Below are 20,441 nucleotides of genomic sequence, written 5' to 3'. Positions count from 1 at the left end.
ACGGGTTGGACTTAGCGGTGATCAGCGCGCGTGGTCTGTGCTCGATCCGGTGCTCTGCGACCTCCTTGCGATCCCGAGGGCGTGGTCACCATAGGACTGCCCGTGCTGGCGTATGCAAGGATGTCATCGTCAGCCGACCGCTTGTCCTGGGGAGTCGGGCTGTGGCTCTCTCGCTGGTATCGGTCATAGGCTCGGCCCGGTTAGGGAGGGCAAGCGTCGTGCGACACGCCTGATCCTTCCGAACCTGCCGACGGGCGTGTTGGTCTCTACCCGATAACCTTGCGATGCTGGGAGACATGACATCCCTGCTGAGGCAGGGTGGCACCGGCCCTTCGGGGCCGGTGAGGATCGCAACACCCTCATGGGCTAACGGGGGTGATGTCGGTCGCCTTGTGGCACCGGCCCTTCGGGGCCGGTGAGGATCGCAACCCCTCCTTGTCCTCCCACTGGTTGGTCTTGATCCGTGTGGCACCGGCCCTTCGGGGCCGGTGAGGATCGCAACCAGGCCACGTGGCCGACCGGGTCCTGCCACATCTCCGGGTGGCACCGGCCCTTCGGGGCCGGTGAGGATCGCAACGCGGTGCGGGCGGTGGCCCAGGGCAGGTCTGTTCGCGGTGGCACCGGCCCTTCGGGGCCGGTGAGGATCGCAACCCCACCGGACTGCTACTGCGACGCATCTCGGAGGCCTGACGGACGTACGCAGCGCCCCCGCACCAGCGCGGTGCGGGGGCGCTGTCATTCGCGGGGTCAGTACTCCCATTCCCAGCCGTTCCCCGCAGGCCGGATTCCGAACATCGGATCGAACGTCACAACCCCGCTGGCATGCGCCGTGTCGAGCGTGATCCGTGCGTGATAGGTCGTGCCCGACCGCATCCCGCCGATGGGGAACTGGTCTGCGTCGTCCATACACGAGTAGGACTCGATCGACGCAGAGTCACCCTCACCCACGCCGTCTGCGGAGATGATGCCGAAATCGAACGGGGTGATGTTCAACGTCCCGGCCGTCTGGTGGACCTCGACGGTGATGTCCACGACCACGAAATGCCCGCGCGACGGAGGGCTCGCCCACTGCGAGGTACATCCCGGATCGACGGCGGTGCCGGTGACGGTGGCCGTAGCCGTCCCCTGACCGAGGTCGATGGGTTCGCCGATCTCGACGATCTCCAGGTCGCGTTCGGAGAACTCCACTGCAGGCGCAGGCGCAGGTTCGGGGGCCGATTCCTCGTCCAGTTCCCCGGTCGTCACGGTCGGTGCCGCAGATTCGGGGCGGCCTGCCGGGTCGGCTGTCGCGGTGCCGGGGTCGGTGGTGGTGCACGCGGCGAGCAGCGCGACGGCGGCGAGCAGCAGGGCGGGACGTGCGGGCGTCATGGCGGGATCATCGCGCCGCGACGAGAGTTGGATACCGGTTGTGACCATGTCGAGACGTGACGGTGCCCCCGCGACCACGACGGTCGCGGGGGCACCGGTCGTTCAGCGGCGTCGTCCGCCCCGCTGGTGTCGGCGGCGGTCCGGACGCGGCAGGCGGGCCGGGCGGACGGTGCCGGGGCGGGCGGGGAGATGACATGCGGGCCTCCTGTTGGTGCTCGGGATGGTGGGCGGACCCGCCGTGGTCTGGTCACGGCAAAAAGAGGCGCCCGAACCACCTCGGTGCAGGCGCCTCTTGGGTTCATACGCAGGAGATCTGCGCTTTCGGGGAAGACTGCTCATCTCTGTCGCTGCGGCGGCTCCTCCTGCGCGTCGGCCACCCGCTCCATTGCGGAGGCGAGCCGCTCGATCGCCGCGGGAATTGCACCGGTCCTCCGGGCCGGTGTGGATGGCAACTCGCGCGAGCCGGTATCCCGTGTGGAAGCTTGTCGCCAGGCGGCACCGGTCTTCCGGAACCAGCACAGATCGAGACGGCGGGCGGCTGTAGTCGACGCACCGCTACGAAAATCGGGTGCATCTAGGCGGTTCTGCGTGCAGGCTGCCCAGGTGAACGTGGAAGACATCGGCGCACGGTTGAGCGACCGGTTCGGTTCTGCGGCCGAGGGTTGGCTCGCAGCGGTCCCGTCCGTCGCTGCGGATCTGGCCTCCCGGTGGGGCCTCGTGCTCGGTGAGCTGTTCGCGAGCGGCGCCTCATCGGTCGTCCTGCGCTGTCGATGGCCGGACGGAACGCCTGCGGTTCTCAAGCTCAGTCCGGATCGGGCGTTGTTGACCAGGCAGGTGGAGATGCTGCGCGTGTTCGCGCCGTCCGGTCGGGTGCCCGCCGTGTTGGCCGCCGATGCCGAGGCCGGGGCGATGGTGCTGGCGGAGGTCCTCCCCGGCACCGAGGCCGAGGACCTGCCACCGACGTCATTACCACCGCGATGGGCCGAGCTGCTGGCCGCCCTGCACGCCGTGACCCCGCCCGCGCACTGGCCGTGGGACCTGCGCGGTCGGTGTGACGAGGCCTTCGTCCGGATCGGCCGCAGGCTGGCCGAACCCGCTATCGGCGCGCGGATCGACGAGGCCACGTGGCAACGGACGATACGGCGTTGTGCGACGCTGCTGGACACCCAGGCCACGACCGTGTTGTTGCACGGCGATCTGCACCTCGGCAACGTTCTGGACGGCGGTCCGTCGCGGGGGCTGATCGCGATCGATCCGAAGGCGTGTCTCGGAGATCCGTGTTACGACGCCGTCGACTATGTGGTGGCCGGTGCCGGACACGAGGGTGTCGAGGCCCGCTGTCAGCGGGTGGCGGCGGCGTGCGGGCTCGATGGGGACAGGCTGTATTCGTGGAGTCAGGTGGTCGCACCGATGGCGGCCATCGCACACCTCACCTACGGCGGCCCAGAGCCGGTGATCGACGAACTGATCGCCCTGACCCGTTGATCTACCGCGCATATCCGCCTTGTCGCTGACCGTACAACCGGCCCCTGCGCGGTTCGGGAGGGCAAGCGTCGTGCGCCACGCCTGATGGTTCCGAACCGGTCGCCGGAGGTGTCGGTCACTGCTCGATAACCTTGCGGTGTTGAGAAGTTCAATGCCCCTGCTCCGGCAGGGTGGCACCGGCCCTTCGGAGCCGGTGAGGATCGCAACCACGGCCTCTACAGCGGCACCGCCGACGACCTCGGTGTGTGGCACCGGCCTTTCGGGGCCGATGAGGATCGCAACAGCGCCGGCGCCCACTCCGGACACCACGGCCCCTAGTGGCACCGGCCCTTCGGGCCGGTGTGGATCGCAACGTGATGGTCACGTCCGGTGCTGGCACTGGCTGAAACGTGGCACCGATCCTGCGGAGTCCCGCAACATCTCCGGCACGTCCTCAACCGGGTGAGACTTCGGGCGTAGTCGGGTGTGATCGCGATGTGCCCAGGCGGAGATGGCGCCGCGCCGTGATGATCAGTTCTGTCTCAACAGAGGATCAGCGGAAAGGCAGACTGATGGCGGCAGGGATCGTGCGCGTGGCGGCATTCGGTGGACGGTGCTGGATGTGCGGCGCGACTGCGGTCGCCGGGGAGAAGCTGGCCGGCCGCCGACACAAGGTCCGGCTGCTGTGCAAGCGGCATGATCAACTTGTTTTCGCTGGCGATGCGTCCGGCTCACCGCCGCCCGACCCACGGGTGCACAGCGCGGCGACATCCGGCGACGATCTTGATACCCCCGATCCCGTCGTCGCTGATCAGAACCCTTCTTGAGCTGCGAGGGCGTCTCGACGGGAGAGCTCAGCGCCGGGCTGCCGTCATCCGGAGGCTCATCGAATTCCACGGGGACGTACTAGATCCGGCAGTCGCGACCCAGCTCCCACCGCCGCAGCGCGCCTCAGCCCCGCCGCCCCCGCAGCCCGTCGAAGATCACCGACAACAGGTGTGCGCGCTGCGTCGGGTCGGGGCCGATGTGTTCGTGCGCGTGTGAGGCTCCGACCATGAGCGCGACGACGTCCGACGTGCTCAGGTCCGGTCGCAGGCTGCCATCTTGCTGGGCTCGGGCGAGCAGCCCGGCCACGGCCTGGTGAAGCTGCTGGACGACCCCCGGGTGTGTGCTGGTGATCTGCTGCACGTCGGTGCCGGAGTGCGCCAGCGCGGTGGCGAACTGGTGCTTCGTCGCTGAGAGTTCGATCCAGCGATGGAAGAACGTGCGGAAGGCGGCGTCGGCGTCCGCAGTGTCGCTGAGTCGCTCGGCCTCGGCGGTCAGCTGGGTGAGGCGGCCGATCGCGACTGCCTCGATCAGCGCCTCCTTGGTGGGGAAGTGGCGGAACACGGTGCCGATCGCGACGCCCGCCCGTCGCGCCACCTCCTCGGTGGAGGCGGCCGGGCCGACCTCGGAGAAGACGGCGTCGGCTGCTTCCAGGACTCGTTCTCGGTTGCGACGTGCGTCGGCGCGCAGCGGCGTCCGAGCCGAGTTGGTGGCCGCCTGGTCCCTCGTCGTCATCTGTCATCCCCATCGAGCGGCTGCCGCGAGTCCCACCGGAGAGGCCTGCGTTCGTCGGTTCACGTTACCGCGCAGTGGTCGTTGATAAGTCGAGTCGAAACTCACTATAGTAACCGGAGTCTCCACTCATTTTATGTGACAGCGAGGTGCGTCCTGATGAGAACGATCGTGATGACCGGCGGAACATCCGGCTTCGGCGAGCTGACCGCGCGACAGATCCTCGCCACCCCGGACACTCGCCTGCTGCTGGGCACCCGCGGCCACGCGCCGACCGGGGCGGAGCCCATCCCGCTCGACCTCACCCGGCTCGCGGACGTGCGCGCCTTCGCCGACGCCGTGCGAGAACGGCTCGGTCCCGACAAGATCGACGCCCTGGTCCTCAATGCAGGCATCAACCCGCCGGACGGCGACGGTCGCACGGACGACGGGTTCGAGACGGCCTTCGGCGTCAACCACCTGGCGCACTACCTGCTGCTCCGGCTGCTGCTGCCCCTCTTGGCCGAGAACGCCGTCGTGTCGCTGACCACCAGCGGCACCCACGACCCGGCGGAGGGCACGATGATTCCCCCGCCTCGTCACGCGAGCGCCGCCCTGCTGGCGCACCCGGATCGCGATCCGGCGCGGGACGCGCAGCCCCGCACCGCAGCCGGGCGGGCCTACTCCTCGTCGAAGCTCTGCAACATCCTGACCGCCCGGGCACTCGCGCTCCAGCCTGCGGCGAGGGCGAGGAACCTGACCGTCCTGGCCTACGACCCCGGCCCCACACCCGGCACCGGACTGCTGCGCAGCGCGCCGCCGATGGCTCGGTTCGTCTGGCGGACCTTCGGCGCCGTCTTACGCAGGCTGGTGCGACGGTTCAACAGCAAGGAAGCAGCAGGCGGTAACCTCGCCGCGATCGCCCTGGGAACGGTCCGCCCGCCCGCCGGACGCTATTACGCGGCCGTCCGACGCGACGCGCTCACGTGGCTCGAACCCTCGGAACTCGCCCGCGACGAGGAGGCCCGGGACGCCCTGTGGCGGGACAGCGCTCCCTTGGTCGGCCTGCCTGCCTGAGAGCGCCGCCGATACTGGTCGCGAGCGGATCGGCGCGGATCGCCAGCGCCGTCCTTCGCCCTTTCGGTTCGAGCGTGTTGACGTCGAAACGCCCTCGGAGCGCGATGATCCCGCACCACTGAGCTTCGGGAAGGCAAGCGTCGTGCGACACGCCTGACCATTCCGAACCGTTTGCCGGGCGTGTTGATCACCACCAGGTAACCTTGAGGCGTTGAGGAAGGCAATACCCCTGCTGCGGCAGGGTGTGGCATCGGCCCTCCGGGGCCGATGAGGATCGCAACCGCCCCGGTGCTCACCGCCGTGACGAGCGCGCACCTGGGGTGGCATCGGCCCTCCGGGGCCGATGAGGATCGCAACCTCCAAGCGGCGCGGGCCGCCGCGGCGGCCGAGGGTGGTGGCATCGGCCCTCCGGGGCCGATGAGGATCGCAACCTCGCGTCGGCGACGGCCCGCATCGGCGGCGTCGGGTGGCATCGGCCCTCCGGGGCCGATGAGGATCGCAACCGCTGCGGCACCTCGCGGTGGGTGCGGTGATCACTGGTGGCATCGGCCCTCCGGGGCCGATGAGGATCGCAACCCGGCCTGGAGGTCCAGCAGGTGTTGACGACCGGCAGTGGCATCGGCCCTCCGGGGCCGATGAGGATCGCAACCGCGCCGCCGCGCAACAACGCGACGGCGACCTCGAGTGGCATCGGCCCTTCGGGGCCGATGAGGATCGCAACGACGAACTGAGCCGGACGGCGTACCGCGACTATGTCTGTGGCATCGGCCCTTCGGGGCCGATGCGACGATGGACCTGCCTCGCTACCCCGCCGTAGCCAGCCCCGTCTGAAACGCGATCACGACGAGTTGTGCCCGGTCCCGCGCGTCCAGCTTCATCATCGCCCGGTTGACATGCGTCTTCGCCGTCAGCGGCGAGACGTGCAGGCGGGCGGCGATCTCGTCGTTGGACAGGCCCGTGGCCACCAGCCCCACGACCTCGCGCTCCCGATTCGTCAACGCCGACAGCCGCTCCGGCTGCGTCGGCTCCGCCACCTGCGGGCCGCTCAGGAACCGTTCGATCAGCCCTCGGGTGGCCTTCGGCGACAGCAGCGCCTCGCCTCGCGCCACCGTCCGGATCGCCGCCAGCAGCTCGCCAGGCCGCACGCCCTTGCCCAGAAACCCGCTCGCCCCGGCCCGCAGCGCCTCGAAGACGTACTCGTCGACCTCGAAGGTCGTCAGCACCAGCACTCGGACCCCGACAAGATCATCGTTCGCGATGATCTCCCGCGTCGCGGCGAGGCCGTCCAGCTCCGGCATCCGGATGTCCATCAACACCACGTCGGCCCTGGTCGAACGGACGAGGTCCACCGCCTCCCGGCCGGTCGACGCCTCGCCCACCACTTCGAGATCCGGCGCCGAGTCCACCAGCACCCGGAATCCCGCCCGGATCAACGCCTGATCGTCGGCCACCACGACCCGCACCGGCTCGCTGCTCACTTCGCCTCCCCGGCGCTTGCGGACGGGATCGGCAGCCGGGCGAGCACCCGGAAACCACCGCCGCTGATCGGCTCCGCACTCAGTGTCCCGCCCACCGTGACGGCCCGCTCCCGCATCCCCACGATGCCGTGACCGCTGGGCGCGGACTGCCGCGCCACCGGCTCGCCGGACTCCGCCCGTTCCGCAGGACCCGACGCGGCCGAGCCCGCAGGCGAATTCGACGCCGGTCCCGACCCTGCCGGACCCGTCGATCCCGAATCGACCGAGCCGGCACCCGCCGCCGAAGACCCCGATGCCGAAGACCCCGCCGCCGCAGCACCCCACACCGTGAGATCCGACCCGCCCGACACCGCCCCAGCACCCGCCGCCCCGGACCCCCGCGCCACCGCAGCCGCACCCGACTCCGGCGCCCCGTTCCGCACCTCCACGACCAACTCCGCCGGACCGTGCTCGATCCGCACCACCACCCCGGCCCCCCGACCGTGCTTGTGCGCGTTCGTCAACGACTCCTGCACGATCCGATACCCCGCCAGATCCACCGCAGGTGGCAGCGGACGATGCCTGCCCGAGGTCACCAGCTCGATCCGCAGCCCCGTCGCCGCGAACGCTTCCACCAGCTCGGAGACCCGATCCAGGCTCGGCGCGGGCTCGGTCGACGCCGCAGGCTCCTCCGCGCCGCGCAACACCCCCAACAGAGTCGTCATCTCCGTCAACACCGTGTGCCCCGCATCCCGGATGTGCCCCACCGCCGCCGCAGCAGCCGCGGGCTGGCTGGTCAGCAGATGCTCGGCCACCCCGGCCTGCACCGTGATCACCGCGATGTGATGCGCCACGACGTCATGCAGCTCGCGGGCGATCCGCATCCGTTCCGCCACCACCCGCCGCGCCGCCTCCTCCTCCCGACTCTGCTCGGCCCGCCGCGCCCGCTCCTCCACCTCGGCGATGTAGGCCCGCCGACTGGACAGCGCATCACCCACCGCCACGGCGATACCCAGCCACGCCACCACACCGGGATTCCCCAGGCCCGGCAGCAGAGTCGGCGCCGCGATCGCCGACACACCGGCCAGCACGAGCGCCGCCACGGCACCCGCAGCCCACGCCCGCCGACGCGGAACCAGCGTCGCCACCGTGTACGCCGCCACCAGCGCGGGCGCCAGATACGGGGAGGGCCCGCCGCCGATCACCAGCGTCGCAGCGCCGATCACGGTCGTCGCCGCCAACACCGGCAGCGGCCACCGCCTGCGCAGCACCAAGGCCGCACACCCCACCGCCCCCGCCAGGATCATCCCGAGATTCAGCTCGGCACGGGCGAACGGCGGTTCCCAGCCCGGCGGCCCCGGCGCCCACTCCGGATGCCGCCCCATCGCCTGCGACGCGATCAGCGGGCCGACGAAGAGCAGCACCGCCACCACCGCGTCGAACACCAGCGGATGCCGCCGCACCACCTGCCGCCACCGGGCCGAACGCCTCATGCTGCGCACCGTAGGCCCGCCCGGCCGCCGCCGCGTCCTCCCCACGCGGTCCGTCGACGTACTGCACCCGCAGTAGGGCGCCTCGGCGCTACCACCAGCGCCGCTGCCCCAGATGTCTGCGCGCAGACGACGCGCCGACCCCCTCCCGGCGACGAGGCTTGAGCCCATGATCGAGGCAGCGAACCTGACCAAGCGCTACGGCGAGAAGACCGCCGTCGAAGACCTGTCCTTCACCGTCCGCCCCGGCGCCGTCACCGGCTTCCTCGGCCCCAACGGCGCAGGCAAGTCCACCACCATGCGCATGATCGTCGGCCTGGACGCCCCCACCGCAGGCTCGGTCACCGTCAACGGCAGGCCCTACGCCGAACACGCCGCCCCGCAACGCGAGGTCGGCGCCCTGCTGGAGGCCAAGGCCGTCCACACCGGCCGCTCCGCCTACCACCACCTGCGGGCCATGGCCGCCCTCACCGGCATCTCCCGCCGCCGCGTCGACGAGGTCATCGAACTCGCCGGACTCGCCGACGTCGCCCGCAAACGCGCAGGCGGCTTCTCCCTCGGCATGGGTCAACGCCTCGGCATCGCCGCCGCCCTCCTCGGCGACCCGACGACCCTCATCCTCGACGAACCGGTCAACGGCCTCGACCCCGACGGCGTCCTGTGGATTCGCACCCTGCTCAAGGACGTCGCCGCCTCGGGGCGCGCCGTCCTCGTCTCCTCCCACCTGATGAGCGAGATGGCCCTGACCGCCGACCACCTGATCGTCATCGGCCGAGGCCGACTGATCGCCGACGTCTCCGTGGCTGAATTCGTCGCCCGCGCCGCCCGCGACAGCGTGCTGGTCCGCTCCCCGGACGCGGGCCGACTCCGCGAGGTCCTCGCCGAGGACGGCGTGGTGATCAGCGGCGTCGAACGCGGACTCCTCGACATCACCGGACTCACCGCAGGCCAGATCGGCGACCGCGCCCACGCCGAGGACATCCGCGTGCACGAACTGACCCCGCAACAGGCCTCCCTCGAAGAGGCCTTCATGGCCCTGACCAGGGACGCCGTCGAATACCACGGCGGAACAGCCGCCGGACCCGCCCACGCGGCCCGCCCGGACCCCGACGCCGCGAACCCGATCGACCTCGACGACGCGACGACGCGAGCGACCGGCAACGCCCCGGCGGCCACTGCGGCGCAGACAGCCGGGAACCAGCCGGGCGAGACCACGAACCAACCCGGCGAAAACACACCGGCAGCCGACGAGGCCGCCGACCAGGCGCGCGAGTTCACGACCCCCGGAAGGACCGACCGATGACCGCACCGGACACCGCCACCAGGCCCGGCCGCCACGCCGCTGCGGAATCCGTCGAGCCTCCGGGGGCAGGACGAGACACCGGCACGACAGGCCCAGCGGGCTCGACCGCCAAGGTCACGCTCCCGCGCGTCATCCACTCCGAGTGGATCAAGCTGTTCACGCTGCGCTCCACCGTGATCGCCTTCGCCGCCTCGATCATCGCCCTCGTCGGACTCGGCGTCCTGTTCGCCGCCACCAGCACCGGACAGGTCACTCCCGGCGGACCCGGCGGCGGCGGGCCTCCGGTGGCGGGGCTCGACCCCACGACGCTCTCGTTGAGCGGCGTGCTCCTGGTGCAGCTCATCGTCGGCTCGCTCGGCGTGCTGGCCATGGCGGGGGAGTACTCCACCGGGATGATCCGGTCCTCGCTGATCGGCGTGCCGAGACGCCTGCCCGTGCTGTGGGCCAAGACGCTCGTCTTCGGCGGGGTCGCCCTCGTCACGATGCTGGTGGCTGCCGTCGCGGCCTTCCTGGCCGGACAGGCTGTCCTGGACGCGGGCGACGCGGCGAGTATGACGCTGTCCGATGACGGGGTGGTGCGGGCCGTCGTCGGGGCCGCCGTGCAGGTCACCGGGGTGGGGCTGCTCGGCCTCGCTCTCGGCGGGCTGCTGCGCAACACCTCGGCTGCGATCTCCACCCTGGTCGGCGTGATCCTGGTGCTGCCGGGGTTGATCACCCTGCTCGGCCAGGACATCGCCGACACCGTCAGCCCGTACCTGCCCTCCAACGCCGCCGCCGCGTTCAACTCGATCGCCGAATCGCCCGCGCTGCTGTCACCGGGGCAGGGGCTCGCGGTGTTCGGCGGGTACGTCGTCGTGGCCCTGATCGGGGCAGCGGTGCTGCTGCGACGGCGGGATGCCTGACGCGGGACCGCCTGACGTTTGAGGACGTGACGAAGCCGGGGCGCGAGCGAACAACTCGCGCCCCGGCTCCGCGTCGTGGGTGGGCCGCGTCGCCTGCGCCCCGCCCGCGTCCGTCGTGATCTCGGAGCGTCCCTGCGGCCGGCGGAAGACTCGTGACCGCCGCTCCCACGTGTCCACCGTGCCCGCACGCACCGACTCGCACCTGTGCCTGAAGACATTCAATGGATTGTCACGCCCGAACATGTCGGCGGGAAAACCGCCCAGTTCGAGATGATGCGAGGCGCTGTCTCTCGTCGTGACTGAATGAGGACGAGTGCCCCACGGCACAATTCCACACCTGATGGCGCGATGACGACACCGTGCCCTTTGTGTCCCTCGCCTGCCCGTACCTCGATTACCGACCTGAACGAGCGAACCCAGACGAGCAGCGCGGCGGCTGGTTCGAGGGTGAAGGTTTCCCGCCCCGATGGGGGCAGACCCTCACGTACGAGAGGGGGATGCGTGTGGACGTACGGCGCAGGCCGTGAATGGCCCGGCATCCGCGCCAACCATCCGAGACTGACACGGGACCGAGCCCGGACCGCGCCATAGCGCACCGACCATTGCCGGCGCCGAGCCGTACACCGCGTTACCGGAACCGGTCCCGAACGGCTCAGAAGGCTCACTCTGGCGCGGCTTCCCGGCGCGGGTCGGGAGGTGTAAGGACTGAATGCGCAGCATCAGCCGCACAAACCCACGGAATGAGGGCAGACATGCTGACCCAGTTCACACAGCCGGACGAGGACCCGACGCAGCAGCCGAACGAGCACTCAACGGAGCAGGACCCGCCTGTGTTGCTGGTGTCGATGGGTGAGGCGTCGGCGGTGACGCTCGGCCAGGGCAAGGGCAGTTCAGAGGACAAGCGGCGGGCCTACAACTAGTCCGCACCGTGCTGGTGCCCGGTCCGGTCTTAGACCGGGTACCAGCCACGTTCGGCACAGAGAGAAGAGAGGCAACACATGCGTTGGTTCGGAGGATCCAGCAATCCCACGGCCCCCGTGCGCACCCCGAACGACGGGACGGCCTGGCTGCACTCGGCGGGCTGCTGGTCTGTCGGACACTGGCCGGGGTATGAGTTCCGCACGACACGCAGCCGCAGCCGCACCGTGGCCGTGATCGGTCCCTGCGGTGTCACGCGGGCGGACATGGCCCAGCTCGGACACACGGCGTCCCGGATGACGTGGCGTGGCGCTGGCAGGGGAGCTACACCACCGTGGAAGTGACCGACAAGGGAACCACCGTGTGGACCGACGTCGGCGGGGCCTGGCCGATCTATATAACGACGGCGGACGGCGGGGTCTACTGGTCGTCCAGCTCCCGCGCGCTGGCCGGGCTGACCGGGGCAGCGCCGGACCTGGACCGCTGGCCGGGTGGTTACTGGCCCCGTCCGTGCCCGTGGTGCTGGACGGGCTGTCCGCGTTCGAGGGCGTCTCCCTGGTGCAGGCCGGGCACCGGCTGACGGTGCCGACGAACGGCACGCCCATGGTGCGCCGGTTGTGGTGGCCCCGGCCGCGCTCAGGTTCCCCGGCCGAACGGTTGCGGGACGAGCTGGCGTCGGCGGTGGCCGTGCGGTTGGACGCGGCAACGATGCCGACCGTGGACCTGTCTGGCGGCTACGACTCCACGGCGCTTGCGTTGCTGTCGGCTCAGTCGGTCGGCCCCGATCGGACAGTGACCGGCGTGACGGTGTACCCGGTCGGCCACGCCGCTGGGGGTGACATGTTCTACGCCCGTCTTGCGGCCGAGCGGTCCAGCATCGTTCATCGGCTCATGCCCCTTGACGCCGAGCACGCGCCGTATTCGGCGCTGGACGCCGTGCCCGTGACCGACGAGCCCGCTCCGTCCACCATCGCAGACGCGCGGTTTTCCGGTCAGCTCCGATGGATGCGGGACACGCTCGGGTCCGACTGCCACCTGACCGGGGACGGCGGGGACAGCCTGTTGTGTTCCCCGCCGATCATGCTTGCCGATCTCATGGCAGCCGGGAACTACCGGCGTGCTCTGGTCGAGACAACCCGGTGGGCACGCCTGCGCCGACTGCCCGTGTGGCCGTTGCTGGCTACCGCCTACCGCACGGCGCGCACCGGCCGTAAGAATGCGGTGTGGGAGATGGCGTGCACTCTGTGGGCCGGTCTGCCAGACGGCCCGGACGGGGATATTCGTTGGTATGGAACCGAACCGGCCCCGCCGTGGGCGACGCCCGATGCACGAGGAAGGGCCACGGCCGTTGCGTCGAAAGCGGCCGATCGGGTGAGCGAGGCCCCGGCCACGTCGTTCGCCGTGACTGTTGCGGCGGAAGGTATAGCGGAAGTGGGCCGCACGGCGCGGGCAGACGTTCAGCTAGCCGAGTTCGTCGGGATACCCCTGCACAATCCGTTCACCGACTCCCGAGTGATCGACGCCTACCTGTCGGTGTCGCTGGACTGCCTGCCCGGCCCCGCCGACTACAAACCGGTACTGCGGGACGCGCTGGCCGACCTCTTCCCCGCCGAGCTTGCCGCGCGTACGACGAAAGGTGACTTCAACCCGGACCATTACAACGGGATGCGCGCCAACCTGGCCGAGCTTCATAGCTTGGCGGACGGCCGGTTGGCCGAGCTGGGACTAGTGGACCCGGTCGCGTTGCGGCGCATGTTGACCATGACTGCGGCCGGGTTGCCCGTGGCGTTCTCCACCGTGGAACCGGCCGTGGCCGCTGAGGTGTGGCTACGCGCCGTGGACCAGCCCCGCCCGTGGCATGGTCGGCGGCTCAGAACGTCCAGGGGGCCGCGTGAGCACTCAACACATCACGGTCCCCGATCACGTCCGAGCGGCCGACGTGGGGCCGGCAACGGTGATCGTGAACTACCGCACGGGCAATGTGGAAATCCTGATCGGCCCGGCCGCCCGCTGGTGGGCCGAGCTGGCGATTACCGGCAACCCGGACGCGCCGGGCGCGCTGGACGCGGCGTCAGCGCGAACCCTGCTCGGCCAGCTCGGCGCGGCCGGACTGATTGTGCCGACCCGGCGGCCCCGGCCGTGGTCACCCCCGGTGGCGGGGCCGCCGTGGGTGCCGAGCTGGGGCACTCACGAACTGGCGGCCGGACGCGCGGAGCCGGTCCGCGCCCCGCTCGGCGTGACCATGCGCGCGGGCCTGGCCTTGGCCGTGGTGTTCGGCGTGCTCGGTGGCGGCCGGGGACGGACGCGCATGGCTCGGCTCACCCGGCTACTGACGTGGGCCGCCCGATGCGCCACCGACCCCGCGTCCGCCGAACATGCGCGCCAGGCTGTCCACGCGGTACGGCGGGCCGGACTTCTGGCCCCGGGCCGCGTGGCTTGTCTGGAAGAGTCGGCCGCCGTCGCACTGCTGTTGGCCGTGTCCCGCCAACGGGTGACGTGGTGCCACGGCGTGGCGGCCGATCCCGTACGGCTTCACGCTTGGGTGGAGACTGACGACGGACACCCGGTGGCCGAACCGCCGTCCACCTTGCGGTTCACGGCGCTACGCACCATCCCGGTACGCAACCTCGGAGACGAGAACGATGAACGAGAAAAGGGAACCGATCGTGTGGATTCGCGGGGACGGTGCCGGACTCGGCCCGTTCTCCGGTGACCTGGTGGACCAGTATTGGCAGTGGGAGCAGGACCCGGCCGTGTTGGTCGGCTACGGCCGACAGACGCCGGACTCACTGGACAACCGGCGCGAGGGATACCAGCACCAGGCACGCGGTACCGATGACCAACTACGGTTCACCGTGTACGACATGTCCGGTGCTGAGCCCGCGCCAGTCGGCACCACGGCGGTTCTGATTGATCACCACGTGCGGACCGGTGAGTTCGTCATTCAGCTCAGCGCGGCCAGCCGGGGCAGAGGCATTGGCACGGAAGCAACCCGGTTGACGCTGGACTATGCCTTTCACATCACGAACCTACGGTGCGTCTACCTGGCGGTGTTGTCCCCGAACACGGCCGCTATCCGGGCCTATGAGAAGGCCGGTTTCCGCACGATCGGGGAGCGCCGACAGTCCGGGTACTGGCTCGGTGAACCGGCGAACGAAACGCTCATGGACGCGATCCCGGCCGACTTCCCCGGAACGTCCGCCGTGCGACATATCGTTGAGCCTGCCCTGTGACGCCATGCTCGGCGGGCCGAGGTCCGTGCCGGTGCCGGTAGTCGTCGGCTTGGCCGTGCTCGTGGTGCTGGCCTTGCTCGTCGGCACGCTGGCGGTTCGGCAACGGCGGACGCGAAATCAACCCGAGTTCGCGCCCCGCGCGGCCGAGACGGCTCGGCGGCAGAACAGCCGCGATGATCCCGAGCGCGGCACGGATGATCAGGACCAGCCGGACACGTTGTGGCGGCTGGTGGCCGCGTGGGGGAGTGCAGAGAGCGGCCGAATGAACCTTGCCTAGGCCGCTCTCGTTCGTCTGCGGGCCGCTCAGCGCGTATACGCGGCCTTGAGATCCTCTCGACCGGGGCCGTTCACCCACCTCGTCCGCGTCTTCAGCCAGGCGATGATCGTGCTGCTGTCCGGTTCGGTTCGACCATGACCCGCCAAGGGGAGATCGCCCGCCGGGGCGCCTTGGCCGCCGCGCTGACCGGCGCCGTAGAACACCTCGTCGACCCGAACCAGGGCGGGTTGCTGCGCAGTACCTCGGCTGCGATTCCATCTTCGTCGGCGTGATTCCGGTTCTGCCGGGGGCTGATCACCCTGCTGGGCCAGGACATCGCCGAGGCCGTGAGCCCGTATCTGCCCTCCAACACCGCCGCCGCGTTCAGTTCGATCGTCGAGTCGCCCGCGTTGCTGTCGCCGGGCCAGGGGCTCGCGGTGTTCGGCGGGTATGTGGTGGTGGGTCTGGTCGGGGCGGCGGGGCTGCTGCGGCGGCGGGATGTCGGAGGCGGGACCGTCTGACGCTGGAGGACGTGACGAAGCCGGGGCGCGAGCGGGCCGCTCGCGCCCCGGCTGCCGTCGTGGTCAGCTCTGCCGGGCGGACTTGACCGAGCTGAGGAATGAGTCGAAGGCGACCCGGCTGACGACGAGCGTGCCGCCCTCGCGGTCTTTGGTGTCGCGGATGGCTATTAACTCTGCTCCGTCGCCGATCTCGACACAGTTGCCATTCTGGGCGGTGCGGGTGGACGTACGCCACCGATCAGGGGGGAGATCAACCGTCATCGTGCCTCGTCTCGCGCGTGGCGTTCAGCAGCCGCCGCGATGAGATCAGCCGACTCGGCTGAGTCCAACGCAGCCGCAAGTAGATTACTGCGTGCCGTGAGGAACGGTTCCACGTCGGACGGCTCGTCGATGAACGACCCGTGAGCCAGATGTTCCAGATGGACGATCGGAGTCGCATCTGCGAACTCGCCGATCCAGAACGATCCGGACATCGCCGCGTGCACGCCGAGGCTCACCGGCAGTACACGGATGTCGATCGTGCCCTCACGCATCAGCTTCGTCAGATGGCCGAGTTGATGAGCCATCACGTCCGGCCCACCGACCTCCCGGCGGACAGCGCCCTCGTCCAAGATGCCGACGAAACGCGGACCGGACGGCTTGTTCAGTATTTCCTGCCTGCCGAGACGGGTGTAGACGAGTGTGTCGTCGCCACCCTCGCGTCCTGAGTGGATGACCGCGCGGGCGTAGTCCCCGGTCTGCAGCAGACCGGGGATGAGCATCAGCGACACCTCGGTGATCTGGGTTGCCTCACGTTCGTACATGATCAAAGTTTCGAGCTGGTCGGGAAGATTCGCGCCCGACAGATGCCAGTTCGGGCGGTCCAGATCACGGACGAGATCGAGAATTCGGTTGCGCTGTTCGGGTGAAGCTTCCAGCGCGCCGAGTAGGACTGACGCCTCGTCCACGGTGAGCAGTTTTGTTCCACTCTCGACCCGGCCGATGAACGGCGCATAGGTGCTGATTCGTCGGGCCACCTCGCGCGCAGGCAGGCTCTTCGACTCTCGCAGTGCCCTGATGGCATTGCCCAACGTTCGTGCCCGGGGTGACCTAGAAGCCTTCGCCATGTAACACAGGCTAGCCCAATGAATCTTTTTCATATGAATTTCCTGGTTTGCATCTGCTGTAACAGTTTCACATGATCTGGGAAGCGCGGCGCAATCGGCCGCGCATCGCACCGGAGGTGAGCATGATCGTCATCTGCCCGAGCGGAACCGGTCCTGTCGCATTTCTCTCGCGCCTGTTCCTGAAGCGGTGTCCCGATGAACGCCCTCGCTGGCCAGCTGCCCGCTACCCGCCGCTACGCCGGCGTCTTCCGCCGCCTCGAACATCGGCTCGATCCGACCTATGACGCCGTCGATGTCGCGGTGTGCGGCGCGATGGTGAAACGCATCGGTCCGGCCGAACCCGTTCCGCCCTGCCCGTCCTGTTTTCCGGAGGTGTCGTGCCCGCCTGGTTCGTCCGCTCGCTCGCCAGAGGAGACACCCACCTCGGTGCTCCCGAGGTCCGTCCCGCACCCCAGGTCGCACCGTGGTGCGACCCCGACACCGAGTTCACGCCGATGAACCGGCAACCGCTGGCCGTCTGCTACTTCGACTGGCAGCTCTGCCCGGACTGCCTCACCGCCGCCGCCCGCACCCGTCGTCGTCGCCGCCCGGTATCGGCGGTGGTCCGGTGATCACCGTCAACCGGCGTCCGCCCCGGCTCCTCGTCGTGGGGGCGCTGCGCCGCCTGCCCGCCGCCCGTATCCGCCGCTACCTCGGAGTGTCCCTATGGTCAGCGGACGAGTCATGATCGCCGCCCCGCTCGTGTCCGCCGTTCCCGCGCACGTGACGCCCGGCGGAGCGATGTCACTGGTGCTGGTGGCCGACCGCACGACCCGCTCGGTCGCGCTCGCCTCCGCAGGCCGAGGCCTCGCCGCGCTGAACTCCCGCGCGGCCCGGCTGGTGTGCGACACCGTCACCGACCCGCGTCCCGTCCTCGCCGTCGAGGTCGCCGCCACCGGACGGGATCACCAGGCGTGCAGGGTGCGCGTCGTGGTCCACCACGGCCAGGTGACGATCCTGCTGCTGTCCGGTGAGACCACCGTCCGCCAATGGCACATCGCCCGACGGGGAGCCCTGGCCGTCGCGCTGACCAGCGCCGTCGCCCACGTCGCCGACCCGATCCAGGTAGGAGCGCCGATCCCGGCGGAACCGCCGATCGCGCGGCAGTCCGTCTCCACCCCCTGACCACGAGGCGTTCACCGCCGCCGCCCGCGCCGCCCGCCGCCGGAGTGATCCTCCGCCGCCGACACCGTCCACCGACGACGCGGCGGTCACCGCCCAGTTCGGCGGTCGCCCGGCTTGTCGTCATCACCCCAGCAGACCACCAGGCCCCAGCGCAGACGTTCCGGCTCGCGGTTCGGCGGAGTGCGGTCGTCGAGTGACGACCGCCCCACTGGCGATCCCGGGCCGACCCGATCGGTCGATCCGACGACAGTGATGAAAAGACCGCCGATCCATTGTCCCGACCGGAATTCCGCCCGGAATTCTCTGCCGATTCCCTCGCATCAACCTGGGTTGCGCGCTCGATCAGCCGTGCCTGCCCGAAGTCCTGCCCGAGTTCTCGATGTCTCCTCTAGAGAGTGGTGTTCTCCTTGTTGAAACCCTGGATGCGCCGACGGCCCGACGAGACCGAACGGGAGGCGATGGCCCGCCGGTCCCGTACCTGCACTTCTGTCCCCGCGAGGACGCCACCGTCGCCGAGAGCCTGGAACACGAGTCGACCCATGAGAAGCCCCGCGCCAGGAAAGCCCCGCCTGACGCCGAAGCCTGATCGCCGAGCCGCCCGCGTTCGACGTCCCGCCGATCGCCATTCGCGGGCGGCCTGCGACCTCCGCCGACCCACGCCAGAACACGCAGAATCACGGTGGTGTGGGCGAATCATCCGCCATTCGTCCGGAAACGAGTGACCGCGAATGTCTGCCTCCCGTGAACACCATTCCCCGTTCTCCGACATTCTGACCGAGCCCGTCCTCCCGTCGCCCCGGCAGGCCGAGCCGTCGCCTGCGACTCGGCCCGAGCTGCCGTCGACCCCGGCGGCCCGAGCCGCACCGTCGAACCCCGCCGCGCCGAGAACCCGGCCGCCTGCGGCGGCACCGGAGGTCGTGCCGCCCTCGCCCTCGCCGCCTGCGCAGCACGCGCCCTCTTCAGCCGCCCGATCCCCCACGCCCGCGCCAGGGACCTCGGTGCCCACCCGTCGCAGCCGCCGTCGCACGAGCTGCGCCCGCTGTCTGGACACCCGCGTCATTGCCACACCGGGTGATCACCTGCCGTTCACCCACATCACCTGTCCCGACTGCCGCTGATCACGAGGAACGTTCCCATGCGACCAGCCGACCGCGCTGCCCTCGGCGCGGAGATCATGAGCCACTGGCCCGCCCTGCTCCGCGCCGCCCGCCGCGTCGTCAACGACCCCGCCACCGCCGAGGACCTCGCCGCCGAGGCCGTGGCCAGAGTCCTGCGGCTCTCGCTCGTCGAGGGGCAGCGGATCGAGCACCTGCGGGCGTATCTGTGCACGGCGGTGCGGACGATCGGCGCCGACCACCACCGCCGGGATCGACTCGTGTCGTTCGTCGGCGACGTCCGCGACGACCAACATCCGCTGGCCGCCGCCGCCGACACCGCGCTGTTCGAACGGATGGTGCGCGTGGAGGAACACGAGAACATCGCCCGCGCCTTCAGTGAGCTGCGCACCCGCTGGCAGGACATCCTGCACCGCATCGACATCGAGGGCGATCTGCTGATCGACGTCGCCACCGACCTCGGCATGCGCCCCAACTCGGTGGCCGCGCTGGCCTGGCGAGCCCGCAGGGCCCTGCGGGAGAACTACCTGGCGTCGTGAGGCGGGGCGGGGTCGACGAACCCGCCGGATCGACGCCGTCCGCAACCGCCACACCGTCGCCCGCCGAGCGGCTCGCGACGTGGTCACCCCGATCTAGGCCGGTCGACCCGGAGCCTCCGAAGACCGACCGAATCGGTGATCACCTGGAACTCGGTGATTCGATCGCCGTCGATGGTGAACACCAGGGCCAGCGTGAGCTCGCCGCGCTCGAACACCACGGCACCGGGAGCGCCGTCGATCAGGACAGCCTGCGCCCGACGAGCACGCACCGCGAAGAATCGAGCCTCCTCGACGACGTTCCGCGCGCCGTGCACGACGGCGGGAACCTGCGCGGGCACCATGCCGTCGACCCGCCGCACGACGTCGACGTGCAGCACCGTCAGCAGCCCGTCCAGGTCGCCGTTGCGGACGGCGGTCAGGAACTCGTCGACGACCTTGCGATGTCGAGCAAGGTCGGAGCTGGTGGCCTCCGTGCTGCCACGCACCTTCTGCCGCGCGCGACCCGCCAGTTTCTTGGCGGCGGCGGGGGAGCGGTCCAGCAGAGGGCCGATCTCGGCGAACGGCACGGCGAAGCTGTCATGCAGCACCAGCGCGATGCGCTCGGCAGGAGACAACGTCTCCAACACCACCAGCAGCGCGCGGCTCACCGAGTCGGCCAGCACAGCCTCGTGCTCCGGATCGGCCGCCTGCAAGCCGGACTCGGCCGCCGAGGCGGACCTCACGGACTCCGCAGGCGGCCACTCCACGGGCTGGTCCCGCCGCGCCCGTCGGGACCGCAGCATGTCCAGACACACCCGAGCGACGACCCTCGTCAGCCAGCCGCCGAGATTGTCCACGGCGTCGGTGTCGGAGCGGTCGAACCGCAACCAGGTCTCCTGCACGGCATCCTCGGCCTCGGTTCGCGAGCCCAGCATCCGATAGGCGACCGTCCGCAGGTGGCCCCGATGCTCCTCGAACCGCCGAGCCGCCCTGTCTCGCTCGTTCATCTGTCC

At 70.1% G+C, this 20,441-nt stretch carries 21 protein-coding genes, 2 pseudogenes and 1 CRISPR repeat array; of the genes and pseudogenes, 15 read left to right on the top strand and 8 right to left on the bottom strand.

Annotated elements, in window-relative coordinates; all coding sequences use genetic code 11:
- Window positions 1–747: 747 nt before the first annotated feature.
- Window positions 748–1,368 (bottom strand): hypothetical protein, encoded by a 621-nt coding sequence (locus tag UA74_RS17875; protein WP_075741291.1) that lies wholly within the window; start codon window positions 1,366–1,368, stop codon window positions 748–750.
- A gap of 603 nt (window positions 1,369–1,971) precedes the next feature.
- Here UA74_RS17875 and UA74_RS17870 point away from each other — a divergent pair.
- On the top strand, window positions 1,972–2,853 hold the full coding sequence (locus tag UA74_RS17870; protein ID WP_232237307.1) for an aminoglycoside phosphotransferase family protein: 882 nt from the start codon (window positions 1,972–1,974) through the stop codon (window positions 2,851–2,853).
- 503 nt (window positions 2,854–3,356) lie between these two features.
- Window positions 3,357–3,659, top strand: a complete 303-nt coding sequence (locus tag UA74_RS32075) for a hypothetical protein (protein WP_157442272.1) — start codon at window positions 3,357–3,359, stop codon at window positions 3,657–3,659.
- A 124-nt stretch (window positions 3,660–3,783) separates the two neighbouring features.
- Here the strand turns inward: UA74_RS32075 and UA74_RS17865 are convergent, their stop codons facing one another.
- Window positions 3,784–4,392 (bottom strand): TetR/AcrR family transcriptional regulator, encoded by a 609-nt coding sequence (locus UA74_RS17865; RefSeq protein WP_075764972.1) that lies wholly within the window; start codon window positions 4,390–4,392, stop codon window positions 3,784–3,786.
- A 156-nt stretch (window positions 4,393–4,548) separates the two neighbouring features.
- Here UA74_RS17865 and UA74_RS17860 point away from each other — a divergent pair, with 156 nt between their 5' ends.
- Window positions 4,549–5,445 carry an SDR family NAD(P)-dependent oxidoreductase gene (locus tag UA74_RS17860; RefSeq protein ID WP_075741289.1) on the top strand — a complete coding sequence of 299 codons (897 nt, stop codon included), beginning with the start codon at window positions 4,549–4,551 and terminating at the stop codon, window positions 5,443–5,445.
- 244 nt (window positions 5,446–5,689) lie between these two features.
- A CRISPR array of direct repeats spans window positions 5,690–6,167; the repeat unit is 38 nt; unit sequence GTGGCATCGGCCCTCCGGGGCCGATGAGGATCGCAACC.
- An 81-nt stretch (window positions 6,168–6,248) separates the two neighbouring features.
- Here UA74_RS17860 and UA74_RS17855 read toward each other — a convergent pair.
- Together UA74_RS17855 and UA74_RS17850 are read right to left on the bottom strand one after the other, a co-directional pair.
- A complete protein-coding gene (locus UA74_RS17855; RefSeq protein WP_075741288.1) occupies window positions 6,249–6,923 on the bottom strand; it encodes a response regulator transcription factor in 675 nt (224 codons plus the stop codon).
- A complete protein-coding gene (locus tag UA74_RS17850) occupies window positions 6,920–8,395 on the bottom strand; it encodes a sensor histidine kinase (protein WP_075741287.1) in 1,476 nt (491 codons plus the stop codon). The genes UA74_RS17855 and UA74_RS17850 overlap by 4 nt, the downstream gene beginning before the upstream one ends.
- 166 nt (window positions 8,396–8,561) lie before the next feature.
- On the opposite strand from UA74_RS17850, the pseudogene UA74_RS17845 reads away from it, so the two are divergent.
- The 9 genes and pseudogenes from UA74_RS17845 to UA74_RS32065 all read left to right on the top strand — a co-directional run.
- Window positions 8,562–9,470: pseudogene (locus UA74_RS17845) on the top strand (ATP-binding cassette domain-containing protein); the annotation flags it as partial.
- A gap of 221 nt (window positions 9,471–9,691) precedes the next feature.
- Window positions 9,692–10,597 carry an ABC transporter permease gene (locus tag UA74_RS17840; protein ID WP_198042762.1) on the top strand — a complete coding sequence of 302 codons (906 nt, stop codon included), beginning with the start codon at window positions 9,692–9,694 and terminating at the stop codon, window positions 10,595–10,597.
- Between the two features lie 752 nt (window positions 10,598–11,349).
- Complete coding sequence (locus tag UA74_RS33690) at window positions 11,350–11,517, top strand: albusnodin family lasso peptide (protein WP_157442271.1); 168 nt, start codon at window positions 11,350–11,352, stop codon at window positions 11,515–11,517.
- Window positions 11,518–11,821: 304 nt separating this feature from the next.
- Window positions 11,822–13,300: pseudogene (locus UA74_RS17830) on the top strand (albusnodin/ikarugamycin family macrolactam cyclase); the annotation flags it as partial.
- 106 nt (window positions 13,301–13,406) lie between these two features.
- Window positions 13,407–14,228, top strand: a complete 822-nt coding sequence (locus tag UA74_RS17825; protein ID WP_083683295.1) for a lasso peptide biosynthesis B2 protein — start codon at window positions 13,407–13,409, stop codon at window positions 14,226–14,228.
- Window positions 14,182–14,748 (top strand): GNAT family N-acetyltransferase, encoded by a 567-nt coding sequence (locus UA74_RS17820; RefSeq protein ID WP_232237306.1) that lies wholly within the window; start codon window positions 14,182–14,184, stop codon window positions 14,746–14,748. Before UA74_RS17825 ends, UA74_RS17820 begins: the two co-directional genes overlap by 47 nt.
- A 31-nt stretch (window positions 14,749–14,779) precedes the next feature.
- Window positions 14,780–15,025 (top strand): hypothetical protein, encoded by a 246-nt coding sequence (locus UA74_RS17815; RefSeq protein ID WP_157442270.1) that lies wholly within the window; start codon window positions 14,780–14,782, stop codon window positions 15,023–15,025.
- A 134-nt stretch (window positions 15,026–15,159) separates the two neighbouring features.
- Window positions 15,160–15,297, top strand: coding sequence for a hypothetical protein (locus UA74_RS32070; protein WP_157442269.1), 138 nt, complete (start codon window positions 15,160–15,162; stop codon window positions 15,295–15,297).
- Window positions 15,298–15,351: 54 nt separating this feature from the next.
- Entirely contained in the window at window positions 15,352–15,525 is a 174-nt protein-coding gene (locus tag UA74_RS32065) for a hypothetical protein (RefSeq protein ID WP_157434274.1), read from the top strand.
- A 63-nt stretch (window positions 15,526–15,588) separates the two neighbouring features.
- Here UA74_RS32065 and UA74_RS17810 read toward each other — a convergent pair whose 3' ends face one another.
- Complete coding sequence (locus tag UA74_RS17810) at window positions 15,589–15,786, bottom strand: DUF397 domain-containing protein (protein WP_075741283.1); 198 nt, start codon at window positions 15,784–15,786, stop codon at window positions 15,589–15,591.
- Window positions 15,783–16,742, bottom strand: a complete 960-nt coding sequence (locus UA74_RS17805) for a helix-turn-helix domain-containing protein (protein WP_157434273.1) — start codon at window positions 16,740–16,742, stop codon at window positions 15,783–15,785. Before UA74_RS17805 ends, UA74_RS17810 begins: the two co-directional genes overlap by 4 nt.
- A 266-nt stretch (window positions 16,743–17,008) precedes the next feature.
- Between UA74_RS17805 and UA74_RS17800 the strand changes: the two genes are divergently transcribed.
- Window positions 17,009–17,242 carry a hypothetical protein gene (locus tag UA74_RS17800; protein WP_157442268.1) on the top strand — a complete coding sequence of 78 codons (234 nt, stop codon included), beginning with the start codon at window positions 17,009–17,011 and terminating at the stop codon, window positions 17,240–17,242.
- Window positions 17,243–17,336: 94 nt separating this feature from the next.
- Window positions 17,337–17,795 carry a hypothetical protein gene (locus UA74_RS17795; RefSeq protein ID WP_157442267.1) on the top strand — a complete coding sequence of 153 codons (459 nt, stop codon included), beginning with the start codon at window positions 17,337–17,339 and terminating at the stop codon, window positions 17,793–17,795.
- Between the two features lie 388 nt (window positions 17,796–18,183).
- On the opposite strand, the gene UA74_RS32060 is transcribed toward UA74_RS17795, so the two are convergent.
- Window positions 18,184–18,336, bottom strand: a complete 153-nt coding sequence (locus tag UA74_RS32060; protein ID WP_157442266.1) for a hypothetical protein — start codon at window positions 18,334–18,336, stop codon at window positions 18,184–18,186.
- 594 nt (window positions 18,337–18,930) lie between these two features.
- On the opposite strand from UA74_RS32060, the gene UA74_RS17790 reads away from it, so the two are divergent.
- On the top strand, window positions 18,931–19,449 hold the full coding sequence (locus UA74_RS17790) for an RNA polymerase sigma factor (protein WP_075764960.1): 519 nt from the start codon (window positions 18,931–18,933) through the stop codon (window positions 19,447–19,449).
- A gap of 83 nt (window positions 19,450–19,532) precedes the next feature.
- On the opposite strand, the gene UA74_RS17785 is transcribed toward UA74_RS17790, so the two are convergent.
- Entirely contained in the window at window positions 19,533–20,435 is a 903-nt protein-coding gene (locus UA74_RS17785) for a sigma-70 family RNA polymerase sigma factor (RefSeq protein ID WP_075764958.1), read from the bottom strand.
- Window positions 20,436–20,441: the final 6 nt, after the last annotated feature.

The organism is Actinoalloteichus fjordicus (assembly GCF_001941625.1).
GTDB classification, from domain to species: Bacteria; Actinomycetota; Actinomycetes; order Mycobacteriales; family Pseudonocardiaceae; genus Actinoalloteichus_A; species Actinoalloteichus_A fjordicus.
This window is presented reverse-complemented; position numbering and strand designations above follow the sequence as displayed.

What these genes read in the sequence shown, in the direction of transcription:
- UA74_RS17875 (WP_075741291.1), bottom strand. Translation starts at nt 1,368, where the DNA reads ATGACGCCCGCACGTCCCGCCCTGCTGCTCGCCGCCGTCGCGCTGCTC.
- UA74_RS17865 (WP_075764972.1), bottom strand. Translation starts at nt 4,392, where the DNA reads ATGACGACGAGGGACCAGGCGGCCACCAACTCGGCTCGGACGCCGCTG.
- UA74_RS17860 (WP_075741289.1), top strand. Translation starts at nt 4,549, where the DNA reads ATGAGAACGATCGTGATGACCGGCGGAACATCCGGCTTCGGCGAGCTG.
- UA74_RS17850 (WP_075741287.1), bottom strand. Translation starts at nt 8,395, where the DNA reads ATGAGGCGTTCGGCCCGGTGGCGGCAGGTGGTGCGGCGGCATCCGCTG.
- UA74_RS17840 (WP_198042762.1), top strand. Translation starts at nt 9,692, where the DNA reads ATGACCGCACCGGACACCGCCACCAGGCCCGGCCGCCACGCCGCTGCG.
- UA74_RS33690 (WP_157442271.1), top strand. Translation starts at nt 11,350, where the DNA reads ATGCTGACCCAGTTCACACAGCCGGACGAGGACCCGACGCAGCAGCCG.
- UA74_RS32070 (WP_157442269.1), top strand. Translation starts at nt 15,160, where the DNA reads ATGACCCGCCAAGGGGAGATCGCCCGCCGGGGCGCCTTGGCCGCCGCG.
- UA74_RS17810 (WP_075741283.1), bottom strand. Translation starts at nt 15,786, where the DNA reads ATGACGGTTGATCTCCCCCCTGATCGGTGGCGTACGTCCACCCGCACC.
- UA74_RS17795 (WP_157442267.1), top strand. Translation starts at nt 17,337, where the DNA reads ATGGTCAGCGGACGAGTCATGATCGCCGCCCCGCTCGTGTCCGCCGTT.
- UA74_RS32060 (WP_157442266.1), bottom strand. Translation starts at nt 18,336, where the DNA reads ATGGGTCGACTCGTGTTCCAGGCTCTCGGCGACGGTGGCGTCCTCGCG.
- UA74_RS17790 (WP_075764960.1), top strand. Translation starts at nt 18,931, where the DNA reads ATGCGACCAGCCGACCGCGCTGCCCTCGGCGCGGAGATCATGAGCCAC.
- UA74_RS17785 (WP_075764958.1), bottom strand. Translation starts at nt 20,435, where the DNA reads ATGAACGAGCGAGACAGGGCGGCTCGGCGGTTCGAGGAGCATCGGGGC.